The organism is Promicromonospora xylanilytica, from assembly GCF_054782895.1.
In genome coordinates, this window is sequence record NZ_BAAGRP010000001.1 from 22,528 (window position 1) to 49,110 (window position 26,583).

Consider the following 26,583-nt stretch of genomic DNA (forward strand, 5'->3'; position numbering starts at 1 on the left):
CACGCAGGTCAGGCTCCGGCGCTCAGCCGGCGTCGAACCGCTCCTCGCCCTCGAGGTCCGGGTTGTCCTCGGGATACTCGCCGGGGATCGCCTCCGGCCGCTCGTCCTCCTCCGCGGGTCCCGGGTTCTCCGTCGGTGTCCCCACCGCGTCGATGTCCGCACGGTCGACGTCGTCACGGTCCTCGCCAGGGACCGCGGGCGGCCCAGGACTGGGCACGTGACCGGAGACGGCGTCGTACTTCTCGCTCTCGCTCTCGCTCATGCTGGTTCCTCCCTGGAGTGGTGCGGCGGCGCGACCGGTAGCCCGACCGCACCGCCGCTCCTCGACCGTACGGCGAGAAGTCTCCGCTCGCACCCAGCCCGAGCGAGCCGAGCCCGTCCCGATGGATGCGTCAGAGCGCCCCGACGATCCGGCCGATCGGCCCGGGCGCGATCCGCAGCAGGGTCGGAAGCATCCTCGTGCTGCCCGGCAACGCCATCGGCTGTCGACGCCGCAACGCTCGAAGAGTCACGTCGGCCACCTCCGAGGGCGCGAGCTTCTTCCCCGCACTGCCGTCGTTCATCGGCGTGTCCGTCATGGGCGGCAACACTTCGAGCACATGCGTGCCATGCGGTGCGAGCTGGCGGCGAATCCCCTCCGCGAAGCCGTGCAGGCCTGCTTTCACTGCTCCGTAGCTCGGTGCGCGGGCGGGTGAGACCAGGGCGAAGCCGGCGGTGACGAACACGATCGCCTCCAGGGACGGCCAGCGAGCGAGCGTTTCGCCGGTCAGGTGGATGGGCGCGGTCAGGTTCAGGCCGACCTCCTGATCGAGGTGCCGCGTAGCGACACCGGATGCCGTGAAGTCTCGCTCGACGTACGTACCGGCGTTGTTGACGAGGACGTCGAGGTGGCCGAAGCGGTCGTTGACGGCGTCGAGCATGGCCGATCGTGCTTCCGGGACCGTTACGTCGGCCTGGATGGCCAACGCGTCCGGATGAGTGCGTGCGAATCGGTCGATTGCTTCTCGTGATCGACCGCAGACGACCACGGCGTCTCCCTCGCCCATGAAGGCTTCGGCGAGGCCCAGACCGATACCCGAGGTGCCGCCCGTGATGAGGACGACTCGTTGCGCGTTGATGAGATGTCTCCCTGTGTCGAGAAGGCTCGGTTTCCAATGGATACTTAATGTAGGTAGGAGACCTTGCCTGAGCCAAGGAGGCACTTACTTGGAACTAGATAACCTTCAGGAAACCGGCGACTGTCACCGGGTCGCCAGTGCGCTGGCGCGAGCCGGCGACAAATGGTCGTTCCTGATCTTCATGCAGCTAGAGGCTGGATCGATGCGGTTCAACGAGCTCCGGCGTCAGATCAGCGGCATCTCGCCAAAGATGCTGGCTGTGACGCTCCGTGGCCTCGAACGCGACGGTCTCGTCTCGCGCACCGTCTACCCGACGAAACCGCCTGGCGTCGAGTACGCCCTGACCGAGCTCGGCCAGGAGATGGCCGTGCCGGTCAGGGCACTGGGTGGCTGGGTGCTCGACAACATCGAGCGCATCGAGGCGGCGCGTCAGCGGTTCGACGCCGCTGCCGGTGACTAGAGCGGGGTGTCGCCAGGGGTCTTCCGCTCCCCGATGAGGGCGCGTGCGGGCAGGCCGATGTCCCAGAACTGGATGGTCTGCAGCAGCCAGAAGAGCGCGAAGGTCAGCATCAGCACGGTCTCGACCACGAACAGCGTCTGCGGGAACAGGTCGGGGAGGTACCGGTCGAGGACGACCATGGTGGCCAGGCCCACCACGAGCACCACGGCCATCAGCACGGCGATCCACCGGTACCAGACCCGGTAGGCGGCCGCCGACATGCCCCGCAGCCGCTCGAGCGCCTGGGCGGTGACCGCATGGTCGGAGCCGTTGATCCAGGCGACGGCCACGAGGCAGGCGAACAGCAGGATCGCCGCGGCGTAGTGGGCGAACGCCAGGAAGCTCTCGGACCACGCCAGCAACCACGTTCCGGTCGCCGCCCATGTGAGCCAGGTCAGCCAGAGGTCGGCCCCCGCCCGGGTACCCAGGTCGCGGCGCCGCGGCCAGGTCGCCAGCACCAGGACCAGCCCGCCGACCAGGAGCAGCGTGCCCATGTTGTTGCCCACCCGCTCGGGCACGTCGAGGCAGTACGGCTCGCGGGTGCACATCGCGGCGTCGAGCGGCGTCGGGACCAGCGCCACGACGAACGCGAACATGCCCGCGAAGTTGAGCAGCACCTCCTCGGCGCCGTGCCGGCCCTTGATCGCGATGAGGCACGTTCCGATCCCCACCAGCGTGCCCACGAAGATGCTCTGCACCGGCGAGTAGAAGTACGCGCTGATCGACGCGTGCCACCACTCCTCGCCGGAGCCGAGCCGCCCGTGGTCGGCGACGATCTGCATCACCAACGACACGAACAGCACCAGCACCACGGCCACTATCGCCACCCGTAGATAGCGGTACGTCAGTCGTCCCGGGTCCCCCTGCTTGATCGCCATGCGCTCACCCTGGCGCAAGTGCCGCAGATCGGACAATGCTGGGCTGCACGACCGCCGTCACTCCGCGAGCGGGTTGGGGATGGTCACGGACCGGACCACGTCGTTCACGTCGTTGTCGGGCGCCTGGGCGTCCACCGTGCCGAAGTCCCGCGCCTCGACGACCACGCGGTCCTCGAACACGTCCACGGTGAGGCCACGGTTGATGTCGCGCGTCACGACCTCCTGGATGCCGGACGTGCTCTCGCCGCGCGCGTCCCACTCCACCTGGACGGCTCCGGTGTTGACGGTCCAGAAGCCGTCCGGGTGTCCCTCGGCCGTACGGCGCTGCACCGCCCAGTCACCGAGCTCGAACGGGTAGTGGGTGTGCCCGCTGAACAGGATCGCGTTGGGGTGGGCGCCGAGCAGCTCGGTCAGCTCGTCGTTGTACTGGTAGCTGTCGCTGTACCAGGGGATCCACGACGCCGAGACGGTGTCGCCGAGCGGGAAGTGCGACATGACCAGCACCTGCTTGTCACGGTCGGACCAGTACGCGAGCCGGTCGCACAGCCACTCGACCTGCTCGCGCGACATGGGGACCTCCGGCGGGCGGGCCTCCTCCTGGCCGAGGACCAGCACCGGCACCTCACCGCCCGATCCCTCCAGGAGGTACTCGTCCCAGACCCGGTCCCGGCCGGCGAAGTCGAGGAACCGGTCGCGCAGGACCTCCCACGGCTCGCCCGTGTAGCTCTCGTGGTTGCCGATGCCCGCCACGACCTGCTCGGGCAGCACGTCGGCCGCCCCGGACATGACGTCGTCCACGTCCTGCCACTGGTCGGGCGAGCCCGAGGCGACGATGTCGCCCACCATGAGCAGCCCGCCGGCGTCCGGGCGGACGGCGTCGAGGTCGCGCAGCGCGTGGCCGAGGTCGTCGGGGTCACCCTGGATGTCGCTGAGCACCCACGCCGTCGTCGGGTCGCCTGCGGCCGGTGGCAGCGCCGCACGGACCGATACCGAGTCGATGGCCCAGTACCAGGAGTTCGCGTCCGCGGTGAAGTGCCAGCGGAAGACGGCGCGCTTCGCGCCGCGCGGCACGTCGACCGGCACGGTCTCGGAGGCGTTCAGCAGGCCTCCGTCGTAGTCGTCGGTCACCGTGTCGCTGTCGTAGCGGACCAGCTCGGTCTCCGCGCCGCCGTCGAACGCGACCGTGACCCTGCCGGTCTGCCCGGCCCAGCCCCGGTAGTGGGAGTCGAAGGTGAGCTCCACCTGGTCGCGACCCCTGACCTTGACCGGGGCGGACGCCAGCGTCGTCGCGTAGGTGTCCGGCGTGCCGGGGCCGTCGGCGAACTCGTCCGAGTCGGCCACGGCGATCACGTCCTGCGCGCGGGCGAAGCGGTAGCGCATCTGGTCCTCGGCGTCCGTCCAGAAGTCACGGGTGGTGAACGACCAGCCGCGCCACTCCTCCACGCCGCCGTCCGCCAGGGCGGGACCGTTCTCGACCGACCAGCCCCGTGGCGCCTCGTGCGTCCAGCCGACCGTACCGGGCTCGATGCCCGGGTCCTCGGCGCGCGGCAGCAGGCTGTCCGCAAGGGAGTCGAAGCCCTGCCGGTAGAGCACGTCGTCGGTGCCGCGGGTGTCGGGTTGCCCGGGCCGGCCGGGGCCCGCGACGGCGGTGCCCACGGTGCCTGCCGCGAGCAGGCTCGTGCCGAGCAGCACGGCGACCGTGCGTCGTGTCCGAGCGCGGAAAGTGGAGGTCATGCGTGGGCCTCTCGTCGACCTGGATCGTCCGGCGCCGAGGCTACGGCCGGGAGGTGTCCGCTGCCGGGCCCTCGGTCGACGCGCAGGTGAACGGCGCCGTCATCCGCGGCACCGGGTGTGCCAGACTGCCGTGCCATGACGCCTGGATCTCCGATGCCTGCCGCCTCCGCCGTTCCCGAGGGCGGGGCCCGGATCCCGCGGCTGCGACGCTCCGGCACGGCCACGCAGCTCGTCGTCGACGGGGAGCCGTTCCTGATCCGCGGTGGCGAGCTGGGCAACTCCAGCGCCGAGCGGACCTACCTTGCCGGCTACTGGCCGCGGCTCGAGGCACTGGGGCTGAACACCGTCGTCGCACCGGTGTACTGGGACGTGGTCGAGCCCGCCGAGGGAACGTTCGACTGGACGAGCGTCGAGGAGCTGATCGACGACGCCGCCGCCCACGCGATGCGCCTCGTACTGCTGTGGTTCGGCAGCTGGAAGAACAGCATGTCGTGCTACGCACCGGGCTGGGTCAAGACGGACGTCGAACGATTTCCGCGCAGCCGGGATTCCCACGGGCGCGCCCTCGAGATCCTCACACCGTTCAGCGACAACAACCGGGACGCCGACGCCCGGGCGTTCGCGGCCCTCATGCGCCGGCTGCGCGCGTACGACCGGGAGCACGTCGTCGTCCTCGTCCAGGTCGAGAACGAGATCGGGATGATCCCGGAGGCCCGCGACCACACCGCCGAGGCCGAGCGGGCGTTCGCCGGACCGGTGCCCGCCGAGCTGATGGCCTACCTGCAGACGCATCACGAGGCGCTGGCCCCCGAGCTGCGGGAGAGGTGGACGACGGCGGGAGGCCGCACCGGCGGGACGTGGACCGAGGTCTTCGGCGAGGGCCCAGCCACCGAGGAGCTGTTCATGGCCTGGGCCTTCGCTCGATACGTCCAGCCAGTCGCCGCAGCCGGCAAGGCAGAGCTCGACCTGCCGATGTACACGAACGCGGCACTGATCCGGCCTGGATACCTCCCAGGTCAGTACCCGAGCGCCGGCCCCCTGCCGCACCTGATCGACGTCTGGCGTGCCGGCGCGCCCGCCCTCGACTTCATCGCCCCGGACATCTACTTCCCCGAGTTCGCGGAGTGGGCGGGCCGCTACACGCGCGACGGCAACCCCCTGTTCGTGCCGGAGGCGCTACGCAGCACCGACGCCGCGGCCAACGCGCTCTACGCTTTCGGCGCCCACGGGGCGATCGGGTTCTCGCCGTTCGGCATCGAGACGATCGAGGGCCCCGCCGCGGAGGCGCTGACTGCGAGCTACGACGTCGTGAACCAGCTCTCGCCGCTGATCGCGGCCCATGCCGGCGACGGCACCATGACGGCGCTGGTGCCACCCGCGGAGAGCCAGCGATCCCCGCACCGGATCGTCTTCGGTGAGCTCGTGCTCGAGGTGACCTACGAGCGCATCGCAGCGCCGAGCCTGGCCGACGGTGTCATCAACGAGGCCGATGACCGGTCCACGGATCTCACCAGGCTGCCCGCGGCCGCGATAGTCATCCGGACGGCACCTGACGAACTCGTCATCGGCGGTACGGGTGTCACCGTCACGTTCTCGTCCGCTCGGTCGGGCGCGGAGAGCGTTGGCATCCTGGACTGCGCGGAGGGCCGGTACCACGACGGCGTCTGGAAGCACCAGCGGTGGCTCAACGGGGACCAGACCCACCAGGGACGGCACCTGCGGCTGGAGCCCGGCCGGTTCGCGATTCAGCGGATCCGGCTCTACCGGTACAGCTGAAGGGCCGAGCCGACCGTGTGCGGACCGGCTGGGCGCGGTCCGACTGGGCGGTCCGGCCAGGTGGTCCGGCGAGGTGGTCCGGCCTGAAACCGTCAGTCGGCGCTCGGCACCGTGAACCGCTCCTCGATGTCGCGGATCAGCTTCGCGTAGTTCCGCAGCACGGCGGCCACCCAGAGCACCGCCAGCGCGGCGAACGCCACCTCCGTTGCGAGATAGACGACGCCGCCTGCGAGCACCAGCAACGACACGGTGCCGAGCGTGACGAGCGGAAACCGGAACAGGTAGTACACGGACAGCCGCGCGACGTCGCGCGTGCGGAAGTTGAAGAACGAGGCGATGACCAGCGAGTTCATGCACGTCAGCACGAGCACCAGGGAGATCCCGAGCAGCAGCCCGGCATACCAGTCCGGTACGCCGGTGGCACCGAAGTTCGCCAGGGTGACGCCCAACACCATCCCACCGACGAGCGCCGGCACCCACACCTTGAGCACGTCCGCCCAGTTCTGCCAGTATCCGCGCAAGAACGTTCGCGCCGGGGTCAACCCTTCGGTGCCTGCCCGGTTCCGCAACCCGTACAGCCCTGCCGAGAACGCCGGGCCCAACGGCATCAGGCACAGTGCCACCAGCGGTGCGTTGCCGGCCGACCGGTCCAGCAGCAGCAGGGGCAGCGTCCCCGGCAGCGTGGTCAGGATCATGAGGAACCCAGTGACCAGGTACCAGTAGATCGCGTTGGTCACGCGGGAAAGCGGGCCCTCACCGAACTGGGGACGCCCAGGAGGCGGGCCCGGCCTCTCGTGCGGCCAGTGCAGCGGGTCGCGCCGGGGTCCGTCGTCCGATGTCGTCACTCGCTCGTTCTCCGTCTCATGTGGCTTCCCGCTCCGACCCGCGTGGCCGGGTGACGTCATTGTCGTGCCCTTTCACCGGCCGGTCGGGTCAGGCAGGTCAGGTCAGGTCAGGTCGAACGTGGGCTTCCCGAGGATCCTGGCGTCGTCCAGCCACGGCGGGGTCTCGTCGCACACGGGGTCGATCTCGACGAGCGTGACCCCGTGGCGGCCGATGGTCAGGTCGAGGTCGACCCGGCCGGCGTCCACCGTCGGGACAACGGGGAGCGAGTACGCGCGGCGGGCAGGTTCGCTCGCCTCGCGCAGCGCATCCAGCTGCCTGCCCGACGGCGATGCGGGCCGCCCCATGGCCCCCCAGGCCGCCCAGGCGTTCCCGGCGGCCTGATCGACGTCGTGCCGCATGATGAACACCCGCCCGGTCGCCGAGACGGGGAGGCTCAGGCGTAGCTCGTGCCGGTCCGTTTCAGGTGGGGCGTCCGTGCCGCCCACCGGCTGCCAGGCCAGCACGGTGACCCGACCCGTCGAAGAGTCCCGGGTCACGAGATGGTCGGTGCCGCGGGCGAGGACGTCCTGGCCCATGCGCGCTGTGAACGCGTACAGGTGGTACGTCGGCTTCTTGATCTGGCGGTGCGTGAGCATGCCGAATCCGCCGTGGAAGAACGACGCGGGCACCCCGACCTCTTCGAAGACGTCGCAGAACGTCCAGTAGGAGAACGAGTCCACCAGCTCGCCACCGCCGGCCAGGACCGGCGCAAGATAGGCCGCGTTGTAGGCGGTGTCGTGGATCGGGTTGTCGGGACGGTAGCTCGTGTTGAACTCGGACACGTGCAGCGGCAGCTCCGCCAGCTGCGTGCCCGCGAGCAGCTTGCGTGGTCGCGCGAACTGGTCGAGCAGGGTCTCCGGAGACCGGAGCGTCTGATAGACGCCGAACGGCACGTGCTGCGCGGGACCGGAGGAGTACGCGTGCACGGACGTGAAGTCGATCGGCACGTCGCGCGAGGTGACGAACTCGGCGAAGGGCTCCCACCAGTCGTCGGCGCCTGGTGACAGGACAGGGCCGCCCACCTGCAGCGACGGGTCCACGTCCTTGACGGCTGCCGCGGTCACCTCGTAGAGGTGGAAGTAGGCGGCCTGGTCGGCGTCCTTCCAGAAGTTGACGAGGTTGGGCTCGTTCCACACCTCGACCGGCCAGGTGCTCACCTCGTCGAGGCCGTACCGGTCGACCAGGTGTCGCAGGGTTGCCCGCACGAGCCCGGCCCACTCGCGGTGGTCACGCGGCGGCGTGATGTTCCCCTTCCACCAGAAGACGGTGTCGGTCCCGGACGCGAGCGCCTCCGGCATGAACCCGAGCTCCAGGAATGGTTTGATCCCGAGGCTCAGGTAGGCGTCGACCACCTGGTCGACGTAGGTGAAGGCGTACCGGGTCCCGGAGTACCCGGCCGCGTCGTACGGCCGGAGCACCCCGACGTCGTCGGACAGCAGGCCGTGACCCCGGATGTAGCGGAACCCGATGTCCTGCTGCACCAGGGCCAGGGATTCCTGGTAGTCCTGGCGGAGCGCCAGGTTGAAGCGGCCGGTGCCGACGCATGATCGCCAGGCGTCCCCCAAGGCACCTGAGGATTCGGCCGGTACAACGATGCGGGACACTGGGCTCCTCGAGGTTGGTACGTGTGTGCCCGGCGTACGGGCGGTGGTACATCCGGGCACCGTTGCCGGCCCGAACCAGGTGTGGGCTCGGACCGGCAGACGGGGCTGGTCAGGCGTGGATCACTCGGTGACGCCGGCTGCGGAGTTGGCGCGGTCGACGTACTCCTGCATCCCGGCGCCCTCGAGCTCGGCGACGTAGGCGTCCCACTCGTCCAGCGAGCGCTGGCCCAGGATGAACTGGGCGGTGGCCTGGAAGACCATGTCCTGCAGCGTCGTCTGCTGCAGGCCCGCCTGCTCCTGCTCCATCTCGTCGTACGCGACGGCCGGCGGGATCTCCAGCTCCTCCTTGGTGGCGTTCATGTCCTCGATGTACGTGATCGACTCATCGCTGCGCATCGACAGGTCCAGGTCCTCGGTCGAGCCGTGGGCCAGCGAGAAGACGCCGTTGTAGTAGCCGAAGTCGGCGTTCAGCAGCTTCGGCGCGCCCTCGTTCAGGGCACCCCAGGTGACGTCGTCCTTGAGGACGCGCTTGTCGCCCTCCCACTCGAACGTCTCACCCTCGACGCCCCACTTGGCGAACTCGAGGCCCTCGTCGGAGTAGTACAGCCAGTCGACGAACTGCAGCATCGCCAGGAAGTCCTCCTGCTCGGCAGCGCCCGCGGCGAACATCAGGCCGGACTCGCGGCGCGTGCCACCGGCGATGTAGTCGCCGGCCGGCCCGCCGGGAACCGTGATCATCTCGATCTCGGAGTCCTTGTCGCCGATCTCCTCGAAGGCCTTCCGGTACTCCAGGATCACCTGGTCGTTGGTGCCGATCGCGGCGGCCTGGCCCGACGCGAACTTCTGCTCGGCCTGCTCGTCCTCCTGGGTGAGCGCCTCGGGGTCCAACAGCCCGTCCTCGACCAGACCGGCGAAGTACTCCACGAGGGCCCTGTACTCGTCCGATCCACCCGCGTACTCGTAGACACCCTCGTCCTGGTTCCACTGCAGGCCCAGGCCGTAGCCCCAGCCTGCCACCGTGCCGAAGTTCGGCGCGGCCGCGGAGATCGTGGCCTCGACCGGACCGCTGATCGACCAGCGGTCGGTCATCGGGTAGTTCAGGTCCGGGTTCTCGTCCTTGATCACCTGGAGCTGGTCGGCGTACTCGTCCCAGGTCTTCGGGTGCTCGAGGCCGGCCTCTTCCCACAGGTCCTTGCGGATCGCGACGGTGTAGGCACCGGGGATGACGATCTCGTGGATCCCCGGGATCATGTAGTACTTGCCGTCGTCCTGCTTCTGGGCGTCGATCTCCTCCTGCAGGTCCCACGCCTCGACCTTCTCCAGGAAGTTCGGCATGTACTGCACGTAGTCGGAGATCGGCAGCAGTGCGCCGCCGCTCACGAAGGGCGCCTCGTCCCCAGGGTAGGTGACGGGCATGATATCCGGTGCGTCACCGGAGCTGATCAGCACCGACCGGCGCTGGGCCATGTCTTCCAGCGGCACGTTCTCGTAGTCGAACGTGACGTTCTGGTCCTCCTCCAGGTGCTGGATGATCGGCCAGTCGTCCTTGAACGGGTAGTTCGGGTGGTCGCGGTACAGCAGGCCGAAGCTCACGGGCTCGGTCGCCTTGAACGTGGTGCCGGCCTCGAAGTCCTCCATGTAGCCGACCTGAGACTCCATGTCGATTGCGCCGGCCTCGCCACCGCCGTCGTCGCCGTCGCCGCCGACCGAGCACGCGGTGAGCGTGACGGCCAGGACCGACGCAACCATTCCCGCGGCAGTCTTTCTGCGGGTGATCCTCATGATTCTCCTCCAGTAGTGAACGTCGTTGTTCGCGACGGTCAGATGGTCTGGTGCACCTGTGGGGTACCGGCGGGACGGCGGGCGTCAGCCCTTGACCGAGCCGAGCATCACGCCGGAGACGAAGTACTTCTGGACGAACGGGTAGACGCACACGATCGGGATCACCGTCAGCAGCATGGTCACCGCCTGGAGGTTGGCGCCGATCTGCACCTCCTCCATGCCCGCCTCTCGGCCCGCGCCCGTCGCGCCGGCCAGGAGGTTGCGTAGGTAGAGCGTGACCGGCTGGAGCTCCGGATCGCTCAGATAGAGCATCGCCGGGAACCACGAGTTCCAGAACGCGACGGCGTAGAAGAGGATCATGGTGGCCACGACCGCCTTGGACAGCGGCAGCACGATCCGGAAGAAGATCCCGTAGACCGTCATGCCGTCGATCGCCGCGGCCTCCTCCAGGTCGCTCGGAAAGTTCTCGAAGAACGCCTTCATCACGAGCAGGTTGAACGCGCTGATCGCGTTCGGGATGATGATCGCCCAGACCGTGTTCTTGAACCCCAGCCCGGAGATCAGCAGGTAGTTCGGCACGAGACCGCCGTTGAAGAACATGGTCACCACGACCATGCCGATGAAGAACGACCGGCCCTTGAGGTGCTTCTTCGCCAGCGCGTAGGCCATCGTGGTGGTGAGTGCCATGGCGATGGCTGTTCCGCCGACCGTGTGGATGACGGTGTTCCCGTAGCCCGTCCAGAACCGCCCTTGGGTCAGCACCTCCATGAGGGTGGTGGTGTTGAAGCCCATCGGCCAGAGGTTCACCTGGCCGGCGACGATGTAGCCGTGCGAGCTGAACGCCTTGGCGATCAGGTTCACGAACGGGTACAGCGTGATGCCGCAGACGATCACCAGCACCGTGGCATTGACGACGCGGAACACCGTATAGGACCGCGAGTCCTTGACGGTCTTCGGGACCTGCCGGACCCGAGAGATGTCCGGGACAGCCGGATCTGTGGTCACCATAGGGAGGCTCCAACCGTGCGCTTCGCGATCGCGTTCGCTGAGAGGACAAGGGTCAGACCGATGAGCGCCTCGAACAGGCCGATCGCGGCGCCGTAGGAGAAGCTCCCGCTGTTCAGTGCGACGCGGTAGATGTAGGTCGCGATGACGTCGCCCGACGCGTACGTCAGCGGGTTGTACAGCAGCAGCACCTTCTCGAACCCGACCGCCATGAACGTGCCGATGTTCAGGATCAGGAGCACGACGATCGTCGGACGGATGCCGGGCAGCGTGATGTGCCACGTCTGCTGCCACCGGTTGGCGCCGTCGATCCGAGCCGCCTCGTAGAGCTGGTCGTCGATGGTGGTCAGCGCGGCCAGGTAGAGGATCGTGCCGAACCCGACGACCTGCCAGATCTCCGACGTCACGTAGATCGTCCGGAACCAGTCGTCCCGCTGCATGAACGAGATCGGGTCGGCGCCGACGGCGGAGATGATCTGGTTCACTGTGCCGTTGAGCGCCGTCAGCTGGTACACGAAGCCGGCCACGATCACTATCGACATGAAGTGCGGCAGGTAGGTGATCGTCTGCGTGATCTTCTTGAACCGACGTGACCGCAGCTCGTTCAGCATGAGGGCTAGCGCGATGGGCAGCGGAAAGACGACCACCAGGGTGAGCGTGCCCAGGACGACGGTGTTGAGGAAGACGTCCCAGAACTTGGGGTCCTGGATGAACATCTCGATGTAGTAGAAGCCGACCCACTCGTCGCCGAACATCGAGCTGCCCGGCCGGAACCGGCGGAAGGCGACGACGTTCCCGGCCATCGGTACGTACCTGAAGATGATCAGGTAGATGACGGGCAGGATCAGGAACGTGTAGAGCCGCCAGTCCTTGCGCAGCGCGCGCGCCCATGTGTAGGTGTTCCGCAGTTGCTGGGGCGGGGGGCTGTCCGCGCTCACGCCCACCGTGCCACCCGGCGGTGTCCCACCCGGCGGCTTCCCAGCCGTCTGCGGCACGGTCTCGACCGTCCCGGTGCCTCGTGCCATCGATGTCCTCCGGCCACGGCGCCGTGTCCTTGACCCCGTCACTGGGGTCGGTCCACTTCGTCGTGGAACGTTTTCGAAAACTATCGGCACGATTGCCGATACTTTGGTTTCTCGGACAGTAGGGTGACTCCGCTCACACAGTCAAGCCGTGGTTGCTCGGGGTCAGGTCACGATTCGATGTCAGCCTCGTGTTGGCCAACCCGGCGGTGCGAGCGGTGTACGGTCAGAATGTGATGGGCCGAAAGTTGCGACGACGAGCTGCGAAAGGTGGTGGCGACCCGCATGGCTGAGCTCAACACAGGACCGGGCGGACTGAACCCCGTCGCGGCAACGCCCACGATCGCCACGATCGCGCGCGAGATTGGTGTCTCGGTGCCCACGGTCTCCAAGGTGCTGAACGGCCGGGCCGACGTCGCCCCGGCTACGCGCGAGCGCGTCGAGGCCGCCCTTGAGAAGCACCAGTACCGGCGTCGCCGTCCGGCGACCGCGCCACTGGGCACCGGCCTGATCGACCTCGTCTTCCACCGGCTCGGCTCCGGCTGGTCCATGGAGATCATCCGGGGCGTCGAGGCGGCCGCCGCCGAGTCCCGGACCAGCGTGATCCTGTCCGAGCTGGGCGGCGAGCACCGCCCGCCCGCCACATGGCTCGACACGACCATCGCGCGGCCGCCGCTCGGCGTGCTGCTCGTCGCGGCGAACCTCTCGGAGGCGCAGCACCAGCAGCTCGACCGGCGCAGCATCCCCTACGTGGTGATCGACACCGACGGCGAGCCGCCGGCCGACGTCGCCGCGGTGGGCTCGGACAACTGGAACGGCGGGCTGCTGGCCACGCGCCACCTGCTCACGCTGGGGCACCACCGCATCGCGATGATCACGGGCCCCTCGGACATGCTGTGCAGCCGCGCCCGGGTCGACGGGTTCCGCTCGGCGCACGAGGAGCGCGGCGTCGCCGTCGACCCCACGCTGGTGCGCGAGGGCAACTTCTACGTCGAGGCCGGGTTCGACGTCGGCGTCGAGCTGCTGTCCCTGCCGGACCGCCCGACCGCGGTGTTCGCCGGTTCCGACATGCAGGCGCTCGGGGTGCTCCGCGCCGCGCACCAGCTCGGCCTGCGCGTGCCGGAGGACCTGTCGGTGGTGGGGTACGACGACCTGCCGCTCGCCTCGTGGGTGGGGCCGCCGCTCACGACGGTGCGGCAGCCGCTCGCCGAGATGGGAGCGGCCGCCACACAGATCCTGATCGACATGGCGCGCGGCCGGTCACCGAAGGTGCGCCGCCTCAACCTCTCCACGGAGCTGGTGGTCCGGGAGTCGACCGCGCCGCTGCCCTGATCCTCAGATCGAGCGGGCGTGGGCCGCCAGCCGGTCGAACGCCGCGTCCAGGTCGGCGTCCACCACCTGGGCCTCCGGGTGCGCGTCGAACCACGCCATCTGCTCCACGGCGCCGATGTCGTAGGTGATGGTTGTGCCGAACTCCGGCACGAGCGTGCGCACCTTCGAGATGTCGAAGACCATCGAGTGCGCCTTGTCGCCGACCAGCCCTGCGCCCAGCTCCGGGAGGACCCGCGTGATCGTCTCGGACGCCACGTGCACCAGGTCCGGGCCGGGCACGCCCGCCGCCTCGGCCAGCCAGGTGTAGATCTGGTCCCATGTGGGGGCGTGCGTACCGGTGATGTGGAACGTGTCGCCCACCGCGAGCGGATGACCGAGCAGCCCGACGAACCCCACGGCGAAGTCCTCGGTGTGCGTCAGCGTCCACAGCGACGTGCCGTCGCCGTGGACCACCACGGGCTTGCCCGTGCGCATGCGCGCGACGTCGGTCCACGCGCCCGACGTCGGCAGCAGCGTGCGGTCGTACGTGTGCGACGGCCGCACGATCGTCGCAGGGAACCCGTTGTCCCGGTACTCCCTGACCAGCAGGTCCTCGCACGCGATCTTGTCACGGGAGTACTGCCAGAACGGGTTGCGCAGCGGTGTGGACTCCCGGACCGGCAGCCGTGCCGGCGGCGTCTGGTACGCCGACGCCGACGAGATGAACACGTACTGGCCGGTCCGGCCGGCGAACTGCGCGACGTCGCGCGCCACGTGCTCAGGGCTGAACGCCCGGAACTGCGCGACGACGTCGAACTCCCGGGCGCCCAGGGCCGCGGCCACCGCCCCGGCGTCGTTCGCGTCGGCGACGAGGGTCTCCACCCCCGCCGGGAGCGGACGCGTCGAGGACCGGCCTCGGTTGAGCACCGTCACCCGGTGCCCGAGCCGTGCGGCCCGGGCCACCGAGGCGTGGCTGATGATTCCGCTTCCACCGATGAACAGGATGCTCTTGGACGACATGGCGCCAATCCTTGCACCCTGTCCGGCCGCCCGGGAGACGGGCCGTGATCAGCGCTGGACGCGGGCGCTCCCGCCCCCGGCCAGCTTGGCGACCTCGGCCAACGTCACCATCGTGGTGTCGCCCGGCGTGGTCATCGCCAGGGCTCCGTGCGCGGCGCCGTACTCGACGGCCTCCTGCAGCGAGCCGAGCTCCATGAGCCCGTACGCGAGGCCCGAGGCGAACGAGTCACCGCCGCCGACGCGGTCGAAGATCTCCAGGTCGGACCGGTGGGTGGCCTCGGCGAAGCCCTCCTTGCGCGACCAGGCGATCGCGCCCCAGTCGTTGCGCGAGGCCGACCGCACCCCGCGCAGGGTGGTCCCGATCGCCTGGAAGTTCGGGTACGCCTCCGACGCCGTCTCGATCATCGCGCGGAACGCACCGGTGTCCAGGTCGGTGAGGTTCTCGTCGACGCCCTCGACCTCGAAGCCGAGCGAGGCCGTGAAGTCCTCCTCGTTACCGATCATCACGTCCACGTGCTGGGCGAGACGCCGGTTGACCTCGCGCGCACGCTCCTCGCCGCCGATACCCTTCCACAGCGAGGGCCGGTAGTTCAGGTCGTAGGACACGATGGTGCCGTGCCGGCGGGCGGCGGTCATCGCGGCCTCCGCCACGTCCGCGGACGACTCCGACAGGGCCGCGAAGATGCCGCCCGTGTGGAGCCAGCGCACACCGCGGGAGAACAGCGCGTCCCAGTCGACGTCGTCCGGCTGCATCTGCGCGATCGCGGTGTTGCCGCGGTCGCTGACGCCGACGGCGCCGCGGGCGCCGAAGCCGCGCTCCGTGAAGTTGAGGCCGTTGCGTACGGCACGGCCGATGCCGTCGTACGGCACCCACTGCACGTACTGGGTGTCGAGGCCGCCGGTCAGCATGAAGTCCTCGACGAGCCGGCCGATCTCGTTGTCGGCGAGCGCCGTCACGATCGCGCCGCGCAGGCCGAAGCAGCGGCGCAGACCACGTGCCACGTTGTACTCGCCGCCGCCCTCCCACACGTCGAAGCTGCGGGCGGTGCGCACCCGCCGGGCACCCGGGTCGAGGCGGAGCATCACCTCGCCGAGGGCGACGACGTCGTAGGCGCACTCGGCGGCGGGGCGGACGTTCAGCGAGGTCATCGGTTCTTCTCCTTGGAGTCGAGCTCTGCGGCGAGCGCCACGGCGTCGCGCGTGCGGGTGGTGATCTGGTCCCAGTCACCGGCGGTGACGAGCTTGCGGTCGACCATCCACGACCCGCCGACAGCGAGCACCGGCGCCAGGGTCAGGTAGTCACCGAGGTTGGCGGCGCTGACGCCGCCCGTCGGCACGAACCGCACGCCGGGGAACGGTGCGGAGAACGCCTTGATGGCGGCGGGCCCGCCGACGACGGACGCCGGGAACAGCTTGACGACGTCGATCCCCAGGTCGAGCGCCGCCATGATCTCGGACGGCGTGGCCACGCCGGGCAGGACGGGGATGCCGTGCTCCTGGGCCTGCCGCACGACGGCGGCGGACAGCCCCGGGGAGACGATGTAGCGGGCGCCGGCGGCCACGACGTCGTCCACCTGCTGCGCCGTCGTCACGGTGCCGGCTCCCACGACGACGTCGGGCTGGTTCTTGGCGACCGCGCGGATCGCGTCGACGCCGCCGGCGAGGCGCAGCGTGATCTCGGCGACGGGCAGGCCACCCGCGACGAGCGCGTCGGCCAGGCGGGCGCCTTCGTCAGCGCCGTCGACCACGACGACCGGGACGAGCCGGTGGGCGGCGAGGGTCTCGAGGACTGTGGTGTCCGGGGATGACATCGGGTCTCCGTTTCGCTATGGTGAACGTCTGTTGTTCACTACGGAACGCATGCTACGTGAGGAAGCCCCATGGATGCCAGCCCGCTCGGGAGCGTCGACAAGGCGCTGCAGGCGCTCGACACGCTCGCCGGCTTCGGCGCGGCCGGTGCCCCGCTCGCGGTGCTGGCCCGGGCGGTGGGGGTCAGCAAGCCCACCCTGCACCGCACGCTCTCCGCGCTGCGGCACCGCGGGTACGCCGAGCAGACGCCGAGCGGGGCCTACCGGCTCGGCCCGGCGGCACTGGCCCTCGGGAGCACCTACCTGGCCGAGGAGAACCTGCCGGCCCTGCTGCATCCCGCCCTGACGGTGCTCAGCGAGAAGACCGACGAGCTCGTGCACCTCGGGGTGCTCGCCGGGCGCGAGGTGGTCTACCTCGACAAGGTCGAGCCGCAGCGCGCGGTCCGGGTCTGGTCCGCCGTGGGCCGGCGGCGCACGGCGGCGACCACCGCGCTGGGCCGGGCGCTGCTGTCCGCCGAGGACCTCGACGCCGCCGCGCTCGAGCGGTTCGCCGGCGCGGACACCAGCACCGAGCAGCTCCGCGCGGTGCTGGACGCCGCCCGGGCGAGCGGCGTGGCCGGCGAGACCGAGGAGAACGAGGCGGGCATCGCCTGCATCGCCGTGCCGCTGCTGCGTGCCGGGCGCGCTGTCGCGGCGGTGAGCATCACCGCGCCGGTCGAGCGGCTGCGGGGTACGGCCCGTGCGGAGCGGGTCGCGGCGCTCCTGGACGTGCTGCCGGCCCTGCTCCCGGCCGGCCTGACCCTGCCCACCCCCCACACCCGTTGAGTGCTGGATATGTGCCCCTCTGAAGGCTCCTGGAGGGCACATACCCAGCACTCAACGTGGGGGTTATCGGGCCAGCCACCCGCCGTCGACCGGGATGATCGTGCCGTGCACGTAGTCGGACGCGGGCGCGGCGAGGTAGAGCACCGCGCCGGCGATGTCCTCCGGCGTGGCCCAGCGGCCGGCCGGGATGCGTCCGAGGATCTCGGCGTTGCGGCCCGCGTCGCCGCGCAGCGCCTCCGTATTGTCGGTCGCGACGTAGCCGGGGGCCACAGCGTTGACGTTCACGCCCCGGCCGGCCCACTCGTTGGCGAGCGCCTTGGTCAGGCCCGCGAGCGCAGACTTCGACGCCGTGTACCCCGGTACGTTGACGCCGCCCTGGAAGCTCAGCATCGAGGCGGTGTTGATGATCTTGCCGTGGCCCCGCGCGAGCATGGACCGGCCGACCTCGCGGGACAGCGTCCAGGCGGACCGCAGGTTCACCTCGATCACGTGGTCGAAGTCGGCGTCAGGGTGCTCGGCGGCCGGGGCCCGGCGGATCGTCCCGCCGTTGTTGACGAGCACGTCCACCTCGAGCCCCGTCAAGCGGTCGCTCAGCGCCGCCACGGCCGCGCGGTCCGAGAGGTCGGCGGCGATCGGCGTGAAGGTGCGACCGGCCGCCTCGACGGCCCTGCGGGCGTCGGTGTCGCCGTCCGACATGGTCGTGCTCACGCCGACCACGTCGGCCCCCGCCTGCGCGAGGAGGGTCGCGATGCCCAGGCCGATGCCCTTGCTCGCACCCGTCACGACAGCGGTGCGGCCGGACAGGCTGAACATCCGGTCCAGCACGGGGCCGGTGTCGGGCGCGATGGTGCTCGTAGTACTCACGTTGTGTTTTCTTTCGTCAGGTCCGGGGCGACCCGGGCCGGGCACACGGTGCCCTACCGGTCGCCCCCGAGTGCGTGGGTGATGTCGGTGGCCGTCTTGCACAGGTCGCCGGACATCGCGGCGAGCTGTTCCTCCGTGTGCTCGAGCGCGAGCGAGGAGATCGACAGCCCGTAGTTGGAGTGCCCCGTGTGGTCGCTGATGGCCGTGCCGATGCAGACGACGCCGGGCACGTTCTCCTCGCGGTCGAACGCGTGGCCGTCCTCGCGGATGTCGGCGAGCTCGGCGCGCAGGTCTTCCAGGGTGGTCAGGGTGCGCGCGGTCCGGCGCGCGAGCCCGGCCCGGTTGACGAAGCGTTCGATCTCGTCGTCGTCGAGCCGGGCGAGGATCGACTTGCCGATCGCCGAGGTGTGCAGCGGGATCGCGGCACCGACCCGCGACGGCATCCGGTACGGCTTGTCGGAGTCCGTGCGGACCAGGTAGATGATCTCGTCGCCGCTGCGTACCCCGACGTGCACGGTGCACTGCACGCGGCGCACCAGGTCGTCGATGTACGGCTGGACGATCGTCGAGATGTCCACCCGGTCGTAGGCGACGCCGGCGAGCGACAGGACCTTGGGGCCCGGGACGTACGCGCCGCCGTCGGCCACCCTGATGAAGTCGCGGTCGACGAGCGTCGCGAGGATCCGGTGCACCGTCGCCTTGGGCAGGTGCACCGCGGCCACGATCTCGCTGAACCGCTCGTGCGTCATCGCCGCCTCGAGCACCATCAGTGTCTTCTCGCTGGCCGTCGTCGCCTCGCTCATCACTGTCTCCTCGTCGTCACCGCACCGTCGTCACAGCATGGCCGTCAGCGCATGGCCGTCACCGCATCGTAGAGACGGCGAATCCGTCCATGTCGTCGAACGCCTGGTTCTCACCCGCCATGGCCCACACGAAGGAGTATGCGGCGGTACCGACCCCCGAGTGCACCGACCAGCTGGGTGAGATCACGGCCTCCCGGTCACCGATGACGATGTGCCGGGTCTCGGTGGGCTCGCCCATGATGTGGATGACGCGGGCCTCCTCCGGCAGGTCGAAGTACAGGTAGCACTCGGTGCGCCGGTCGTGGGTGTGCGCGGGCATCGTGTTCCACATGGAACCGGGGTGCAGCGTGGTGACCCCCATGACCACCTGGCACGACCGCACGCCGTTCTCGTGGATGTACTGGTTGAGTGTGCGGCGGTTGGACGTGAGCGGGTCGCCCAGCTCGCGCACCGTGCCCTGGCCCGGGGCGACGAGCGTGGTCGGGTAGGCGGTGTGCGCCGGCGCGGAGAAGAGGTAGAACCGCGCGGGCCCTGCCTCCGCCGTCGGCTCGTCGGAGGCGAGCACGACGTCGACGGCTCCCCGTCCCACGTAGAGGCAGGCGCCGTGCTCCAGCCGGTGCTCGGTGCCGTCCACCGTGATGGTGCCGGTGCCGCCCACGTTGACGATGCCCGCCTCGCGGTGCTCGAAGAACTGCTCCGAGCGGATCTCGGGGTACCCCGGCAGGGTCAGCGGTGCCGAGACGGGGCTGATACCGCCGAGGACCACCCGGTCGTGGTGCGTGTAGACGGTACGGATCTCGTCGTCGACGAAGAGCTCGGGGACGAGGTAGCGGTCCCGCAGCTCTTCCGTCGTCATCCTGGGAACCTGGTCGGGTGCGGTGGCGTATCGCTGTTCCAACTGAATGCCTCCTTGGGCAGAGTGACGGGCTAGACGAGCCCGAGAAGGGTGGGGAGCCACATCGAGAGCGCCGGGGTCATGGCGACCACGATCAGCAGCACCACGAGGGCTACGAAGAACGGGATCATGCGCCGCATGATGCTCTCGATCGACATCCCGGAGACACGGGCCCCGACGAACAGGACCGGGCCGACGGGCGGCGTGATGGTGCCGATCGACAGGGCCATGACGATGAAGATGCCGAAGTGCACGGGGTCCATCCCGAACGCCGTGACGACGGGCAGGAAGATGGGCGCGAAGATCAGCACCGCCGGCGTCGGGTCCATGAAGCAGCCGATGAGGAGCAGCAGCACGGCGATGAGGACGATCAGCACGTACGGGTTGCTCGTGACCGACAGCAGCCCGTCGGTGACGAGCTGCGGGATCTGCGCGAACGACATCACCCAGGACATCGCGGCGGAGACGCCCACGAGGAACATCACGATCGCCGTGGTCCGGGAGGACTCGAGCAGGATGCCGGGCAGCTCGCGGACCTTGATCGCCCGGTAGACGAACGAGAGCACCAGCGAGTAGACGACCGCGATGCACGACGCCTCGGTGGGGGTGAAGAAGCCCACGAGGATCCCGCCGATCACGATGACGATCAGCAGCAGCGCCGGGATCGCCTCGAGCGCCACGCGCAATGCCGCCGCGAGGGACAGTCGCTCGGTGACGCGCAGCTCCGGCCGCTTGCGTGCGTACAGGTAGACGATCGCCATGCAGACCAGGGCCCACAGGGTGCCGGGCAGGTAGCCGGCGACGAACAGTGCCGCGATCGACGTGCTGGAGACCAGCGAGTACACGATCATCAGGTTGCTCGGCGGGATGATCATTCCCGACGGGGCCGACGCGATGTTGGTGGCGGCGGCGAAGTCCTTCGGGTAGCCCTCCTTGGCCTGCAGCGGACCCATCGTGGAGCCGACGGCGGCGACCGAGGCCACCGCGGACCCGGAGACCGCGCCGAACATGGCGTTGGCGGCGACGTTCGTCTGGGCGAGCGACCCGGGGGTGCGTCCGACCAGCATCTTGGCGAAGTTGACGAGCCGTAGGGCGATCCCGCCGTTGTTCATGATCACGCCGGCGAGCACGAAGAACGGGATCGCCAGCAGCGAGAAGTTGTTGATGCCACGGAACATCTGCTGCGCGGACGTCAGCAGACCGTTGTCGAAGCCGAGCGCGGTGATCGCGGCGGCCGCGGCCGACGTACCCACCGCCACGGAGACCGGGACCCCCAGCACGAGCAGGACAACGATTCCTACCACCAGGACGAGCCCGGCGAGTGCAGCTACCTCCATGTGTCCAGGCCTCCTCAGATGACTTCCGGGTCGCCGTCGGCGGTGGCGTTCTCCACGCCCCGCACGACGGCCACCAGGTGGTAGACGGTGTAGAAGAGCACCAGCACGCCCGAGAGGGGCAGCGCCAGGTACAGCCAGCCCACCTTCAGCGGCAGCCCTGGCATGCTCTGGTTCCAGGCGAGCTCCGAGACCTGCCACCCGCCGTAGACGAGCACCAGGACGGCGAAGACCGCGATCACGATCTGGCCCAGCACGGCGTTCCAGCGCTGCACGCGCTCGGGCAGCTTGCGGACCAGGGCGTCGACCGCGATGTGGCCCCGCTCGCCGAAGACGAGGGCTGCGCCGAAGAGCCCGAGCCAGATGAAGACGTACTTGGCGAGCTCCTCGGACCAGGTGCTCGGCGCGTTCAGCACCTGTCGGGAGAAGACCTGCCACACCACGATGAGCACCAGGGCCGCGAACAGCCCGATGCACAACCACCGCAGCGCGACGTCAAGACCTCGCTTGGCGTATGTCATCGCTCGAGCTCCTCAGCGCCGGGTCACTCGGCGGCCGCGCGGACGCTGTCGTACAGGTCCCTCGCGGTGTCGGTGGTCAGCTTCTCGTCGAGGAGCGGCTTGACGGCCTCGCGGAAGGGCGCGACGTCCGGCTCGTTGAACTCGGCGCCGGCCTCCTCGGCTGCCGCCTGGCTCTCGGCCATGACCTCGGTCGTGAGCTCGCTGGACTCGTCGAACGCCGCCTGGAGCTCCTCGAGGAACACCGCGCGGTCCTCCTCGGACATCGAGTCGAAGATCTCGGGGCTCGTGATGAGCAGGTCCGGGATCATGAGGTGCTTGGTGTACGAGTAGTACGGCGCCACCTCGTCGTGCTTGAGGTTCGCGTAGATCGACTCGTTGTTCTCGCCACCGTCGAGCACGCCGGACTGGATGGCGGTGTAGACCTCGCCCTGGCCCATCGGCGTACCGGTGCCGCCCATGAGCTCGAGCATGCGCGTGTTCGTGTCCGACTCCATGACCCGGATCTTGAGACCGGCGAGGTCCTCGGGCTTCTCGATCGGGTGCGACGAGTTGTAGACGCTGCGGGTCCCGGCGGAGAAGCCACCGAGCACCCGGATGTTCTGGTCCTCGATCGAGGTGTACAGGTCCTCGGTGATCGCCGGGTCGTTGAGCACGGCCTCCTGGTGCTCCTGCGAGTCGTACACGTACGGCAGGTTCAGCGCGACGAAGTCCGGGTTGAAGTTCTCCAGCAGCGACCCGGCCACGAGCGCGAAGTCCACGGTTCCGGCCTGGACCAGCTCCACGGTGTCCTTCTGGGCGCCCAGGGTCTCGTTCGGGAAGACCTCGAGCGTGTACCGGCCATCGGTCCGCTCCGCCAGCCGCTCACCGAGGTTGGTCATCGCGACGGCCTCAGGCTGGTCGGCATTCTGGTTGAAGGCGACCTTGAAGGTCGTCTCGGCCTCCGGAGCCCCGGCACCGCCGGAGGACTCGGCGCTCCCCTCGGCGGGGGCCTCGAAGCCACCGCCACAGGCCGTGAGTGCCACGGCCACGAGCGCCGCCGTACCGACGGCAGCCATCTTCTTGAGCCTCATCGCTTCTCCTTCTGCTCAACATCGAGCGGGACGTTCATCGGTGCCTTGATCCGTCTAGCGGAACTGAGTTCTGTTGTACGGAACCATCTCGATGGGAGCTCTGTCAAACCAGCCCGGGCCGGGGGCCCAGGGCCCGGGGCCCGGGCCCGGGGCGATGTGGTCGGTAGAACGTCAGGTGATCGGCAACCCGGGCTGCCGATCACCTGACGTTCTGCCGACCACGGGTCGAGCAGCCGGCCCGCCACCGGGCACGCCAAAGGCCCGGTCACCCCTGCTCGGGGTAGACCGGGCCTTTGTTGCAGTCGGAGGACTACGAGGCGGCTGTCACGCTCCGCCGGCTGCCATCTGGCCCGACGGCGGCAGGTCGCGCGGCACCAGCCCGGCGCCCGCGGGCACCGACTGGGGCTCGGCCTCGACCGGCCGACGACGCTCGTCGCGCTCCACACCGCGGAACGTGAACTCGCCGAGGATGCCCTCGCCCTCGCCGTCGATGATCACCAGCTGACCAGCCGTGAGCTCGCCGAACAGGATCTTCTCGGACAGCGTGTCCTCGATCTCCCGCTGGATGGCCCGCTTGAGCGGACGGGCTCCGAGCACCGGGTCGTAGCCCTTCTCCGCCAGCAGGTGCTTGGCGGCGGGCGTGAGCTCGAGGCCCATGTCCCGGTCGCGCATACGACGGTCGAGCTTCGCGATCTCCAGGTCGACGATCTGGATGATCTCGTCCTGCGAGAGCTGCGGGAACACGATCGTGTCGTCGACACGGTTGAGGAACTCGGGCCGGAAGTGCTGCTTGAGCTCCTCGTTGACCTTTGCCTTCATGCGCTCGTAGGAGGTCACCAGGTCGCCGCCGGCGTTGAAGCCGGTCTGGACGCCCTTGGCGATGTCCCGCGTGCCCAGGTTGGTGGTCATGATGATGACGGTGTTCTTGAAGTCGACCACCCGACCCTGCGAGTCGGTGAGGCGACCGTCCTCGAGCACCTGCAGCAGCGAGTTGAAGATGTCGGCGTGCGCCTTCTCCACCTCGTCGAACAGCACGACGGAGAACGGCTTGCGCCGCACCTTCTCGGTGAGCTGACCACCCTCGTCGTAGCCGACGTATCCGGGCGGGGAGCCGAACAGGCGCGAGACCGTGTGCTTCTCCGAGAACTCGGACATGTCGAGCTGGATCAGGGCGTCGTCGTCACCGAACAGGAACTCGGCGAGCGCCTTCGCGAGCTCGGTCTTACCGACACCCGTGGGGCCGGCGAAGATGAACGAGCCACCGGGACGCTTCGGGTCCTTGAGTCCGGCACGGGTACGGCGGATGGCCTGCGACAGCGCCTTGATCGCCGCCTCCTGGCCGACGACCCGCTTGTGGATCTCCGCCTCCATGTTGAGGAGCCTGCTGGACTCCTCCTCGGTGAGCTTGACGACGGGGATGCCCGTGGACATCGCCAGCACCTCGGCGATCAGCTCGTCGTCCACCTCTGCGACCGTGTCGAGGTCGCCCGACTTCCAGGCCTTCTCCTTGTCCGCACGGACCTGCGTGAGCTGCTTCTCCTTGTCACGCAGCCCGGCGGCCTTCTCGAAGTCCTGCTCGTCGATCGCCGACTCCTTCTCGCGGCGCGCCTCGGCGATGTTCTCGTCGAGCTCCTTGAGCTCCGGCGGCGCCGTCATGCGACGGATGCGCAGACGTGCGCCGGCCTCGTCGATCAGGTCGATCGCCTTGTCCGGCAGGAACCGGTCGTTGATGTACCGGTCGGCGAGCGTGGCGGCGGAGACCAGCGCGGAGTCCGTGATGGACACGCGGTGGTGCGCCTCGTAGCGGTCGCGCAGGCCCTTGAGGATCTCGATGGCGTGCTCGAGCGACGGCTCGGAGACCTGGATCGGCTGGAAACGACGCTCCAGGGCCGGGTCCTTCTCGACGTACTTGCGGTACTCGTCGAGCGTGGTGGCACCGATGGTCTGCAGCTCGCCACGGGCCAGCATGGGCTTCAGGATGGAGGCGGCGTCTATCGCGCCCTCGGCGGCACCCGCACCCACCAGGGTGTGGATCTCGTCGATGAACAGGATGATGTCGCCACGCGTACGGATCTCCTTGAGCACCTTCTTGAGGCGCTCCTCGAAGTCACCGCGGTAGCGCGAACCGGCGACCAGCGCACCGAGGTCCAGCGTGTAGAGCTGCTTGTCCTTCAGCGTCTCCGGGACATCGCCCTTGACGATGTCCTGTGCCAGGCCTTCGACGACGGCCGTCTTGCCGACGCCGGGCTCGCCGATCAGCACCGGGTTGTTCTTGGTGCGGCGGGACAGGACCTGCATGACCCGCTCGATCTCCTGCGTACGGCCGATGACCGGATCCAGCTTGCCCTCGCGGGCGGCCTGGGTGAGGTTGCGGCCGAACTGGTCGAGCACCGCCGAGCCGGCGGGCTGACCCTCCTGGGGGCCACCGGCGGAGACGGGCTCCTTGCCCTGGTAGCCGCTCAGCAGCTGGATGACCTGCTGACGCACCTTGTTCAGGTCGGCACCCATCTTGGTGAGCACCTGTGCGGCGACGCCCTCACCCTCGCGGATGAGGCCGAGCAGGATGTGCTCGGTACCGATGTAGTTGTGGCCGAGCTGCAGCGCCTCGCGGAGCGACAGCTCAAGCACCTTCTTGGCACGCGGCGTGAACGGGATGTGCCCGCTCGGCGCCTGCTGCCCCTCACCGATGATCTCGGTGACCTGTGTGCGGACGCCGTCGAGCGAGATTCCCAGCGACTCGAGCGCCTTGGCCGCTACACCCTCACCCTCGTGGATGAGGCCGAGCAGAATGTGCTCCGTGCCGATGTAGTTGTGGTTCAGCATCCGCGCCTCTTCTTGGGCGAGGACGACGACCCGACGGGCGCGATCCGTAAATCTCTCGAACATGTGCTGCTCCTCACGCGGGCGGCGGGCACCTGCCACCGGCGGTACCAGGCCTGACCGCAACGACTCTATGCGCTCACAACGCGACCATGGGCCGGTTGATGCCCATGTTCGCCAGGGGCGTGACGATGTCCGGCCCCGCCGGGGGGTGCGGCAAACCCCAGCGGCGGCGACACGCCCGGGCACAGCCAGTTGGCGGCGAGTCCGGGCTGATTCCGGGCCGATTCTGGTGGAGGTCGTTGACGCCTCACCCCGCACCCGGCAGTCTCGGTGTCAGACCAGCACCCGCCCCGGGAGGCCACATGGCGGACGAACCGAGCCCGACCCCCGAGTCCTGGGAGCAGATCGTCGCGCGCTTCGCGCGTTTCTCGGGCGTCGTCGGCGAGGTGGACGACCCGCTGACCTGGGGACTCGACCTGGTCGAGGAGGAGGTCACCGGCGTCTCCGGCAGCGCGGACCCCACCGAGGAACGCTTCCTGCGCTCGTATCGCACGTTCTCCGGCGAGACGGTCGAGGTCGAGACCCTCCGCGTGCCCGCGACACCGGCACAGATCGAGGACATCGTCCGCGCCGCCTGCAGCGGCGCTCTCGTCGCACCGCTCCACGCCGACGTCGACCCGGCCGCGCCGCCGGAGATCGTCGACGTGGCCCAGATGGCCGAGTCGTACCAGGACTACCGCAGCGCGATGCGGGCGATCGTCGCCGAGGTCGACGACGTGCCGTGCGAGACCCGTCAGTTCCGCGTCGACGGGACGAGCAAGCGCTGCATGCGCGTCACCGTGCGCGGCGTGACCGCCGTGTACGCCCCGGCCGCCGACCGGGCCGTCGTCGTGACCGGCCCCTCTGACCTGGTGGACCGCATGGACGTCATCACGCGGCCCATCCGCAACCTCCTGCACGGCGAGGAAGGGCCGCGCTTCTGACCGGCCCGCCCGGGGCGGCGGTA

General features: G+C 69.3%; 24 protein-coding genes. 5 read left to right on the top strand and 19 right to left on the bottom strand.

Annotation, left to right across the window (positions count from 1 at the left end; all coding sequences use genetic code 11):
- Nucleotides 1–22 precede the first annotated feature (22 nt).
- Together ACYVK7_RS00100 and ACYVK7_RS00105 are read right to left on the bottom strand one after the other, a co-directional pair.
- Nucleotides 23–262 carry a hypothetical protein gene (locus ACYVK7_RS00100; RefSeq protein WP_460885640.1) on the bottom strand — a complete coding sequence of 80 codons (240 nt, stop codon included), beginning with the start codon at nucleotides 260–262 and terminating at the stop codon, nucleotides 23–25.
- A gap of 130 nt (nucleotides 263–392) precedes the next feature.
- The gene (locus ACYVK7_RS00105; protein WP_460885641.1) at nucleotides 393–1,202 is read right to left on the bottom strand and encodes an SDR family NAD(P)-dependent oxidoreductase; all 810 of its coding nucleotides are present in this window, start codon (nucleotides 1,200–1,202) and stop codon (nucleotides 393–395) included.
- A 4-nt stretch (nucleotides 1,203–1,206) separates the two neighbouring features.
- Between ACYVK7_RS00105 and ACYVK7_RS00110 the strand changes: the two genes are divergently transcribed.
- The gene (locus ACYVK7_RS00110) at nucleotides 1,207–1,578 is read left to right on the top strand and encodes a winged helix-turn-helix transcriptional regulator (RefSeq protein ID WP_460885642.1); all 372 of its coding nucleotides are present in this window, start codon (nucleotides 1,207–1,209) and stop codon (nucleotides 1,576–1,578) included.
- Here ACYVK7_RS00110 and ACYVK7_RS00115 read toward each other — a convergent pair.
- A complete protein-coding gene (locus ACYVK7_RS00115; RefSeq protein ID WP_460885643.1) occupies nucleotides 1,575–2,495 on the bottom strand; it encodes a hypothetical protein in 921 nt (306 codons plus the stop codon). The two genes, ACYVK7_RS00110 and ACYVK7_RS00115, sit on opposite strands and share 4 nt — an antisense overlap.
- Nucleotides 2,496–2,552: 57 nt before the next feature.
- Entirely contained in the window at nucleotides 2,553–4,229 is a 1,677-nt protein-coding gene (locus tag ACYVK7_RS00120) for a metallophosphoesterase family protein (protein ID WP_460885644.1), read from the bottom strand.
- Between the two features lie 153 nt (nucleotides 4,230–4,382).
- Between ACYVK7_RS00120 and ACYVK7_RS00125 the strand changes: the two genes are divergently transcribed.
- Nucleotides 4,383–6,005, top strand: coding sequence for a GH35 family beta-galactosidase (locus tag ACYVK7_RS00125; protein ID WP_460885645.1), 1,623 nt, complete (start codon nucleotides 4,383–4,385; stop codon nucleotides 6,003–6,005).
- 92 nt (nucleotides 6,006–6,097) lie between these two features.
- Here the strand turns inward: ACYVK7_RS00125 and ACYVK7_RS00130 are convergent, their stop codons facing one another.
- The 5 genes from ACYVK7_RS00130 to ACYVK7_RS00150 form a co-directional block, all read right to left on the bottom strand.
- Nucleotides 6,098–6,742 carry a DUF624 domain-containing protein gene (locus ACYVK7_RS00130; RefSeq protein ID WP_460885646.1) on the bottom strand — a complete coding sequence of 215 codons (645 nt, stop codon included), beginning with the start codon at nucleotides 6,740–6,742 and terminating at the stop codon, nucleotides 6,098–6,100.
- 210 nt (nucleotides 6,743–6,952) lie between these two features.
- Nucleotides 6,953–8,494, bottom strand: a complete 1,542-nt coding sequence (locus tag ACYVK7_RS00135; RefSeq protein WP_460885647.1) for a GH39 family glycosyl hydrolase — start codon at nucleotides 8,492–8,494, stop codon at nucleotides 6,953–6,955.
- 120 nt (nucleotides 8,495–8,614) lie between these two features.
- A complete protein-coding gene (locus tag ACYVK7_RS00140) occupies nucleotides 8,615–10,276 on the bottom strand; it encodes an ABC transporter substrate-binding protein (protein WP_460885648.1) in 1,662 nt (553 codons plus the stop codon).
- 84 nt (nucleotides 10,277–10,360) lie between these two features.
- Entirely contained in the window at nucleotides 10,361–11,284 is a 924-nt protein-coding gene (locus ACYVK7_RS00145; protein ID WP_460885649.1) for a carbohydrate ABC transporter permease, read from the bottom strand.
- A complete protein-coding gene (locus ACYVK7_RS00150; RefSeq protein ID WP_460885650.1) occupies nucleotides 11,278–12,306 on the bottom strand; it encodes an ABC transporter permease in 1,029 nt (342 codons plus the stop codon). Before ACYVK7_RS00150 ends, ACYVK7_RS00145 begins: the two co-directional genes overlap by 7 nt.
- A 282-nt stretch (nucleotides 12,307–12,588) precedes the next feature.
- On the opposite strand from ACYVK7_RS00150, the gene ACYVK7_RS00155 reads away from it, so the two are divergent.
- Entirely contained in the window at nucleotides 12,589–13,635 is a 1,047-nt protein-coding gene (locus tag ACYVK7_RS00155; RefSeq protein WP_460885651.1) for a LacI family DNA-binding transcriptional regulator, read from the top strand.
- 3 nt (nucleotides 13,636–13,638) lie between these two features.
- Here ACYVK7_RS00155 and ACYVK7_RS00160 read toward each other — a convergent pair whose 3' ends face one another.
- The 3 genes from ACYVK7_RS00160 to eda are packed head-to-tail and all read right to left on the bottom strand — an operon-like array spanning nucleotide 13,639 to nucleotide 16,445.
- Nucleotides 13,639–14,634 carry an NAD-dependent epimerase/dehydratase family protein gene (locus ACYVK7_RS00160; protein ID WP_460885652.1) on the bottom strand — a complete coding sequence of 332 codons (996 nt, stop codon included), beginning with the start codon at nucleotides 14,632–14,634 and terminating at the stop codon, nucleotides 13,639–13,641.
- A gap of 48 nt (nucleotides 14,635–14,682) precedes the next feature.
- Nucleotides 14,683–15,783, bottom strand: a complete 1,101-nt coding sequence (locus ACYVK7_RS00165) for a sugar kinase (protein WP_460885653.1) — start codon at nucleotides 15,781–15,783, stop codon at nucleotides 14,683–14,685.
- Nucleotides 15,780–16,445, bottom strand: a complete 666-nt coding sequence (gene eda, locus ACYVK7_RS00170; protein WP_460885654.1) for a bifunctional 4-hydroxy-2-oxoglutarate aldolase/2-dehydro-3-deoxy-phosphogluconate aldolase — start codon at nucleotides 16,443–16,445, stop codon at nucleotides 15,780–15,782. Before eda ends, ACYVK7_RS00165 begins: the two co-directional genes overlap by 4 nt.
- 69 nt (nucleotides 16,446–16,514) lie before the next feature.
- Here eda and ACYVK7_RS00175 point away from each other — a divergent pair, with 69 nt between their 5' ends.
- Nucleotides 16,515–17,267: an IclR family transcriptional regulator gene (locus tag ACYVK7_RS00175; RefSeq protein ID WP_460885655.1), complete on the top strand. Its 753-nt coding sequence runs from the start codon at nucleotides 16,515–16,517 to the stop codon at nucleotides 17,265–17,267.
- 63 nt (nucleotides 17,268–17,330) lie between these two features.
- Here the strand turns inward: ACYVK7_RS00175 and ACYVK7_RS00180 are convergent, their stop codons facing one another.
- The 7 genes from ACYVK7_RS00180 to ACYVK7_RS00210 all read right to left on the bottom strand — a co-directional run bounded on the left by ACYVK7_RS00180 (nucleotide 17,331) and on the right by ACYVK7_RS00210 (nucleotide 25,640).
- A complete protein-coding gene (locus ACYVK7_RS00180; protein ID WP_460885961.1) occupies nucleotides 17,331–18,080 on the bottom strand; it encodes an SDR family oxidoreductase in 750 nt (249 codons plus the stop codon).
- Nucleotides 18,081–18,184: 104 nt separating this feature from the next.
- Nucleotides 18,185–18,934 (bottom strand): IclR family transcriptional regulator, encoded by a 750-nt coding sequence (locus tag ACYVK7_RS00185; protein ID WP_460885656.1) that lies wholly within the window; start codon nucleotides 18,932–18,934, stop codon nucleotides 18,185–18,187.
- Between the two features lie 58 nt (nucleotides 18,935–18,992).
- Nucleotides 18,993–19,892 (bottom strand): 5-dehydro-4-deoxy-D-glucuronate isomerase, encoded by a 900-nt coding sequence (gene kduI, locus ACYVK7_RS00190; protein WP_460885657.1) that lies wholly within the window; start codon nucleotides 19,890–19,892, stop codon nucleotides 18,993–18,995.
- Nucleotides 19,862–21,166, bottom strand: a complete 1,305-nt coding sequence (locus ACYVK7_RS00195; RefSeq protein ID WP_460885658.1) for a TRAP transporter large permease — start codon at nucleotides 21,164–21,166, stop codon at nucleotides 19,862–19,864. The genes kduI and ACYVK7_RS00195 overlap by 31 nt, the downstream gene beginning before the upstream one ends.
- A gap of 14 nt (nucleotides 21,167–21,180) precedes the next feature.
- Nucleotides 21,181–21,684 (bottom strand): TRAP transporter small permease, encoded by a 504-nt coding sequence (locus ACYVK7_RS00200; RefSeq protein ID WP_460885659.1) that lies wholly within the window; start codon nucleotides 21,682–21,684, stop codon nucleotides 21,181–21,183.
- A gap of 23 nt (nucleotides 21,685–21,707) precedes the next feature.
- Complete coding sequence (locus tag ACYVK7_RS00205; RefSeq protein WP_460885660.1) at nucleotides 21,708–22,754, bottom strand: TRAP transporter substrate-binding protein; 1,047 nt, start codon at nucleotides 22,752–22,754, stop codon at nucleotides 21,708–21,710.
- A gap of 324 nt (nucleotides 22,755–23,078) precedes the next feature.
- Nucleotides 23,079–25,640 carry an ATP-dependent Clp protease ATP-binding subunit gene (locus tag ACYVK7_RS00210; RefSeq protein ID WP_460885661.1) on the bottom strand — a complete coding sequence of 854 codons (2,562 nt, stop codon included), beginning with the start codon at nucleotides 25,638–25,640 and terminating at the stop codon, nucleotides 23,079–23,081.
- Between the two features lie 299 nt (nucleotides 25,641–25,939).
- Between ACYVK7_RS00210 and ACYVK7_RS00215 the strand changes: the two genes are divergently transcribed.
- Nucleotides 25,940–26,560 carry a hypothetical protein gene (locus ACYVK7_RS00215; RefSeq protein ID WP_460885662.1) on the top strand — a complete coding sequence of 207 codons (621 nt, stop codon included), beginning with the start codon at nucleotides 25,940–25,942 and terminating at the stop codon, nucleotides 26,558–26,560.
- The last annotated feature ends 23 nt before the right edge of the window (nucleotides 26,561–26,583 follow it).

What these genes read in the sequence shown, in the direction of transcription:
- ACYVK7_RS00100 (WP_460885640.1), bottom strand. Translation starts at nt 262, where the DNA reads ATGAGCGAGAGCGAGAGCGAGAAGTACGACGCCGTCTCCGGTCACGTG.
- ACYVK7_RS00115 (WP_460885643.1), bottom strand. Translation starts at nt 2,495, where the DNA reads ATGGCGATCAAGCAGGGGGACCCGGGACGACTGACGTACCGCTATCTA.
- ACYVK7_RS00120 (WP_460885644.1), bottom strand. Translation starts at nt 4,229, where the DNA reads ATGACCTCCACTTTCCGCGCTCGGACACGACGCACGGTCGCCGTGCTG.
- ACYVK7_RS00125 (WP_460885645.1), top strand. Translation starts at nt 4,383, where the DNA reads ATGCCTGCCGCCTCCGCCGTTCCCGAGGGCGGGGCCCGGATCCCGCGG.
- ACYVK7_RS00140 (WP_460885648.1), bottom strand. Translation starts at nt 10,276, where the DNA reads ATGAGGATCACCCGCAGAAAGACTGCCGCGGGAATGGTTGCGTCGGTC.
- ACYVK7_RS00145 (WP_460885649.1), bottom strand. Translation starts at nt 11,284, where the DNA reads ATGGTGACCACAGATCCGGCTGTCCCGGACATCTCTCGGGTCCGGCAG.
- ACYVK7_RS00150 (WP_460885650.1), bottom strand. Translation starts at nt 12,306, where the DNA reads ATGGCACGAGGCACCGGGACGGTCGAGACCGTGCCGCAGACGGCTGGG.
- ACYVK7_RS00155 (WP_460885651.1), top strand. Translation starts at nt 12,589, where the DNA reads ATGGCTGAGCTCAACACAGGACCGGGCGGACTGAACCCCGTCGCGGCA.
- ACYVK7_RS00160 (WP_460885652.1), bottom strand. Translation starts at nt 14,634, where the DNA reads ATGTCGTCCAAGAGCATCCTGTTCATCGGTGGAAGCGGAATCATCAGC.
- ACYVK7_RS00165 (WP_460885653.1), bottom strand. Translation starts at nt 15,783, where the DNA reads ATGACCTCGCTGAACGTCCGCCCCGCCGCCGAGTGCGCCTACGACGTC.
- eda (WP_460885654.1), bottom strand. Translation starts at nt 16,445, where the DNA reads ATGTCATCCCCGGACACCACAGTCCTCGAGACCCTCGCCGCCCACCGG.
- ACYVK7_RS00175 (WP_460885655.1), top strand. Translation starts at nt 16,515, where the DNA reads ATGGATGCCAGCCCGCTCGGGAGCGTCGACAAGGCGCTGCAGGCGCTC.
- ACYVK7_RS00180 (WP_460885961.1), bottom strand. Translation starts at nt 18,080, where the DNA reads ATGTTCAGCCTGTCCGGCCGCACCGCTGTCGTGACGGGTGCGAGCAAG.
- ACYVK7_RS00185 (WP_460885656.1), bottom strand. Translation starts at nt 18,934, where the DNA reads ATGAGCGAGGCGACGACGGCCAGCGAGAAGACACTGATGGTGCTCGAG.
- ACYVK7_RS00195 (WP_460885658.1), bottom strand. Translation starts at nt 21,166, where the DNA reads ATGGAGGTAGCTGCACTCGCCGGGCTCGTCCTGGTGGTAGGAATCGTT.
- ACYVK7_RS00200 (WP_460885659.1), bottom strand. Translation starts at nt 21,684, where the DNA reads ATGACATACGCCAAGCGAGGTCTTGACGTCGCGCTGCGGTGGTTGTGC.
- ACYVK7_RS00205 (WP_460885660.1), bottom strand. Translation starts at nt 22,754, where the DNA reads ATGAGGCTCAAGAAGATGGCTGCCGTCGGTACGGCGGCGCTCGTGGCC.
- ACYVK7_RS00210 (WP_460885661.1), bottom strand. Translation starts at nt 25,640, where the DNA reads ATGTTCGAGAGATTTACGGATCGCGCCCGTCGGGTCGTCGTCCTCGCC.
- ACYVK7_RS00215 (WP_460885662.1), top strand. Translation starts at nt 25,940, where the DNA reads ATGGCGGACGAACCGAGCCCGACCCCCGAGTCCTGGGAGCAGATCGTC.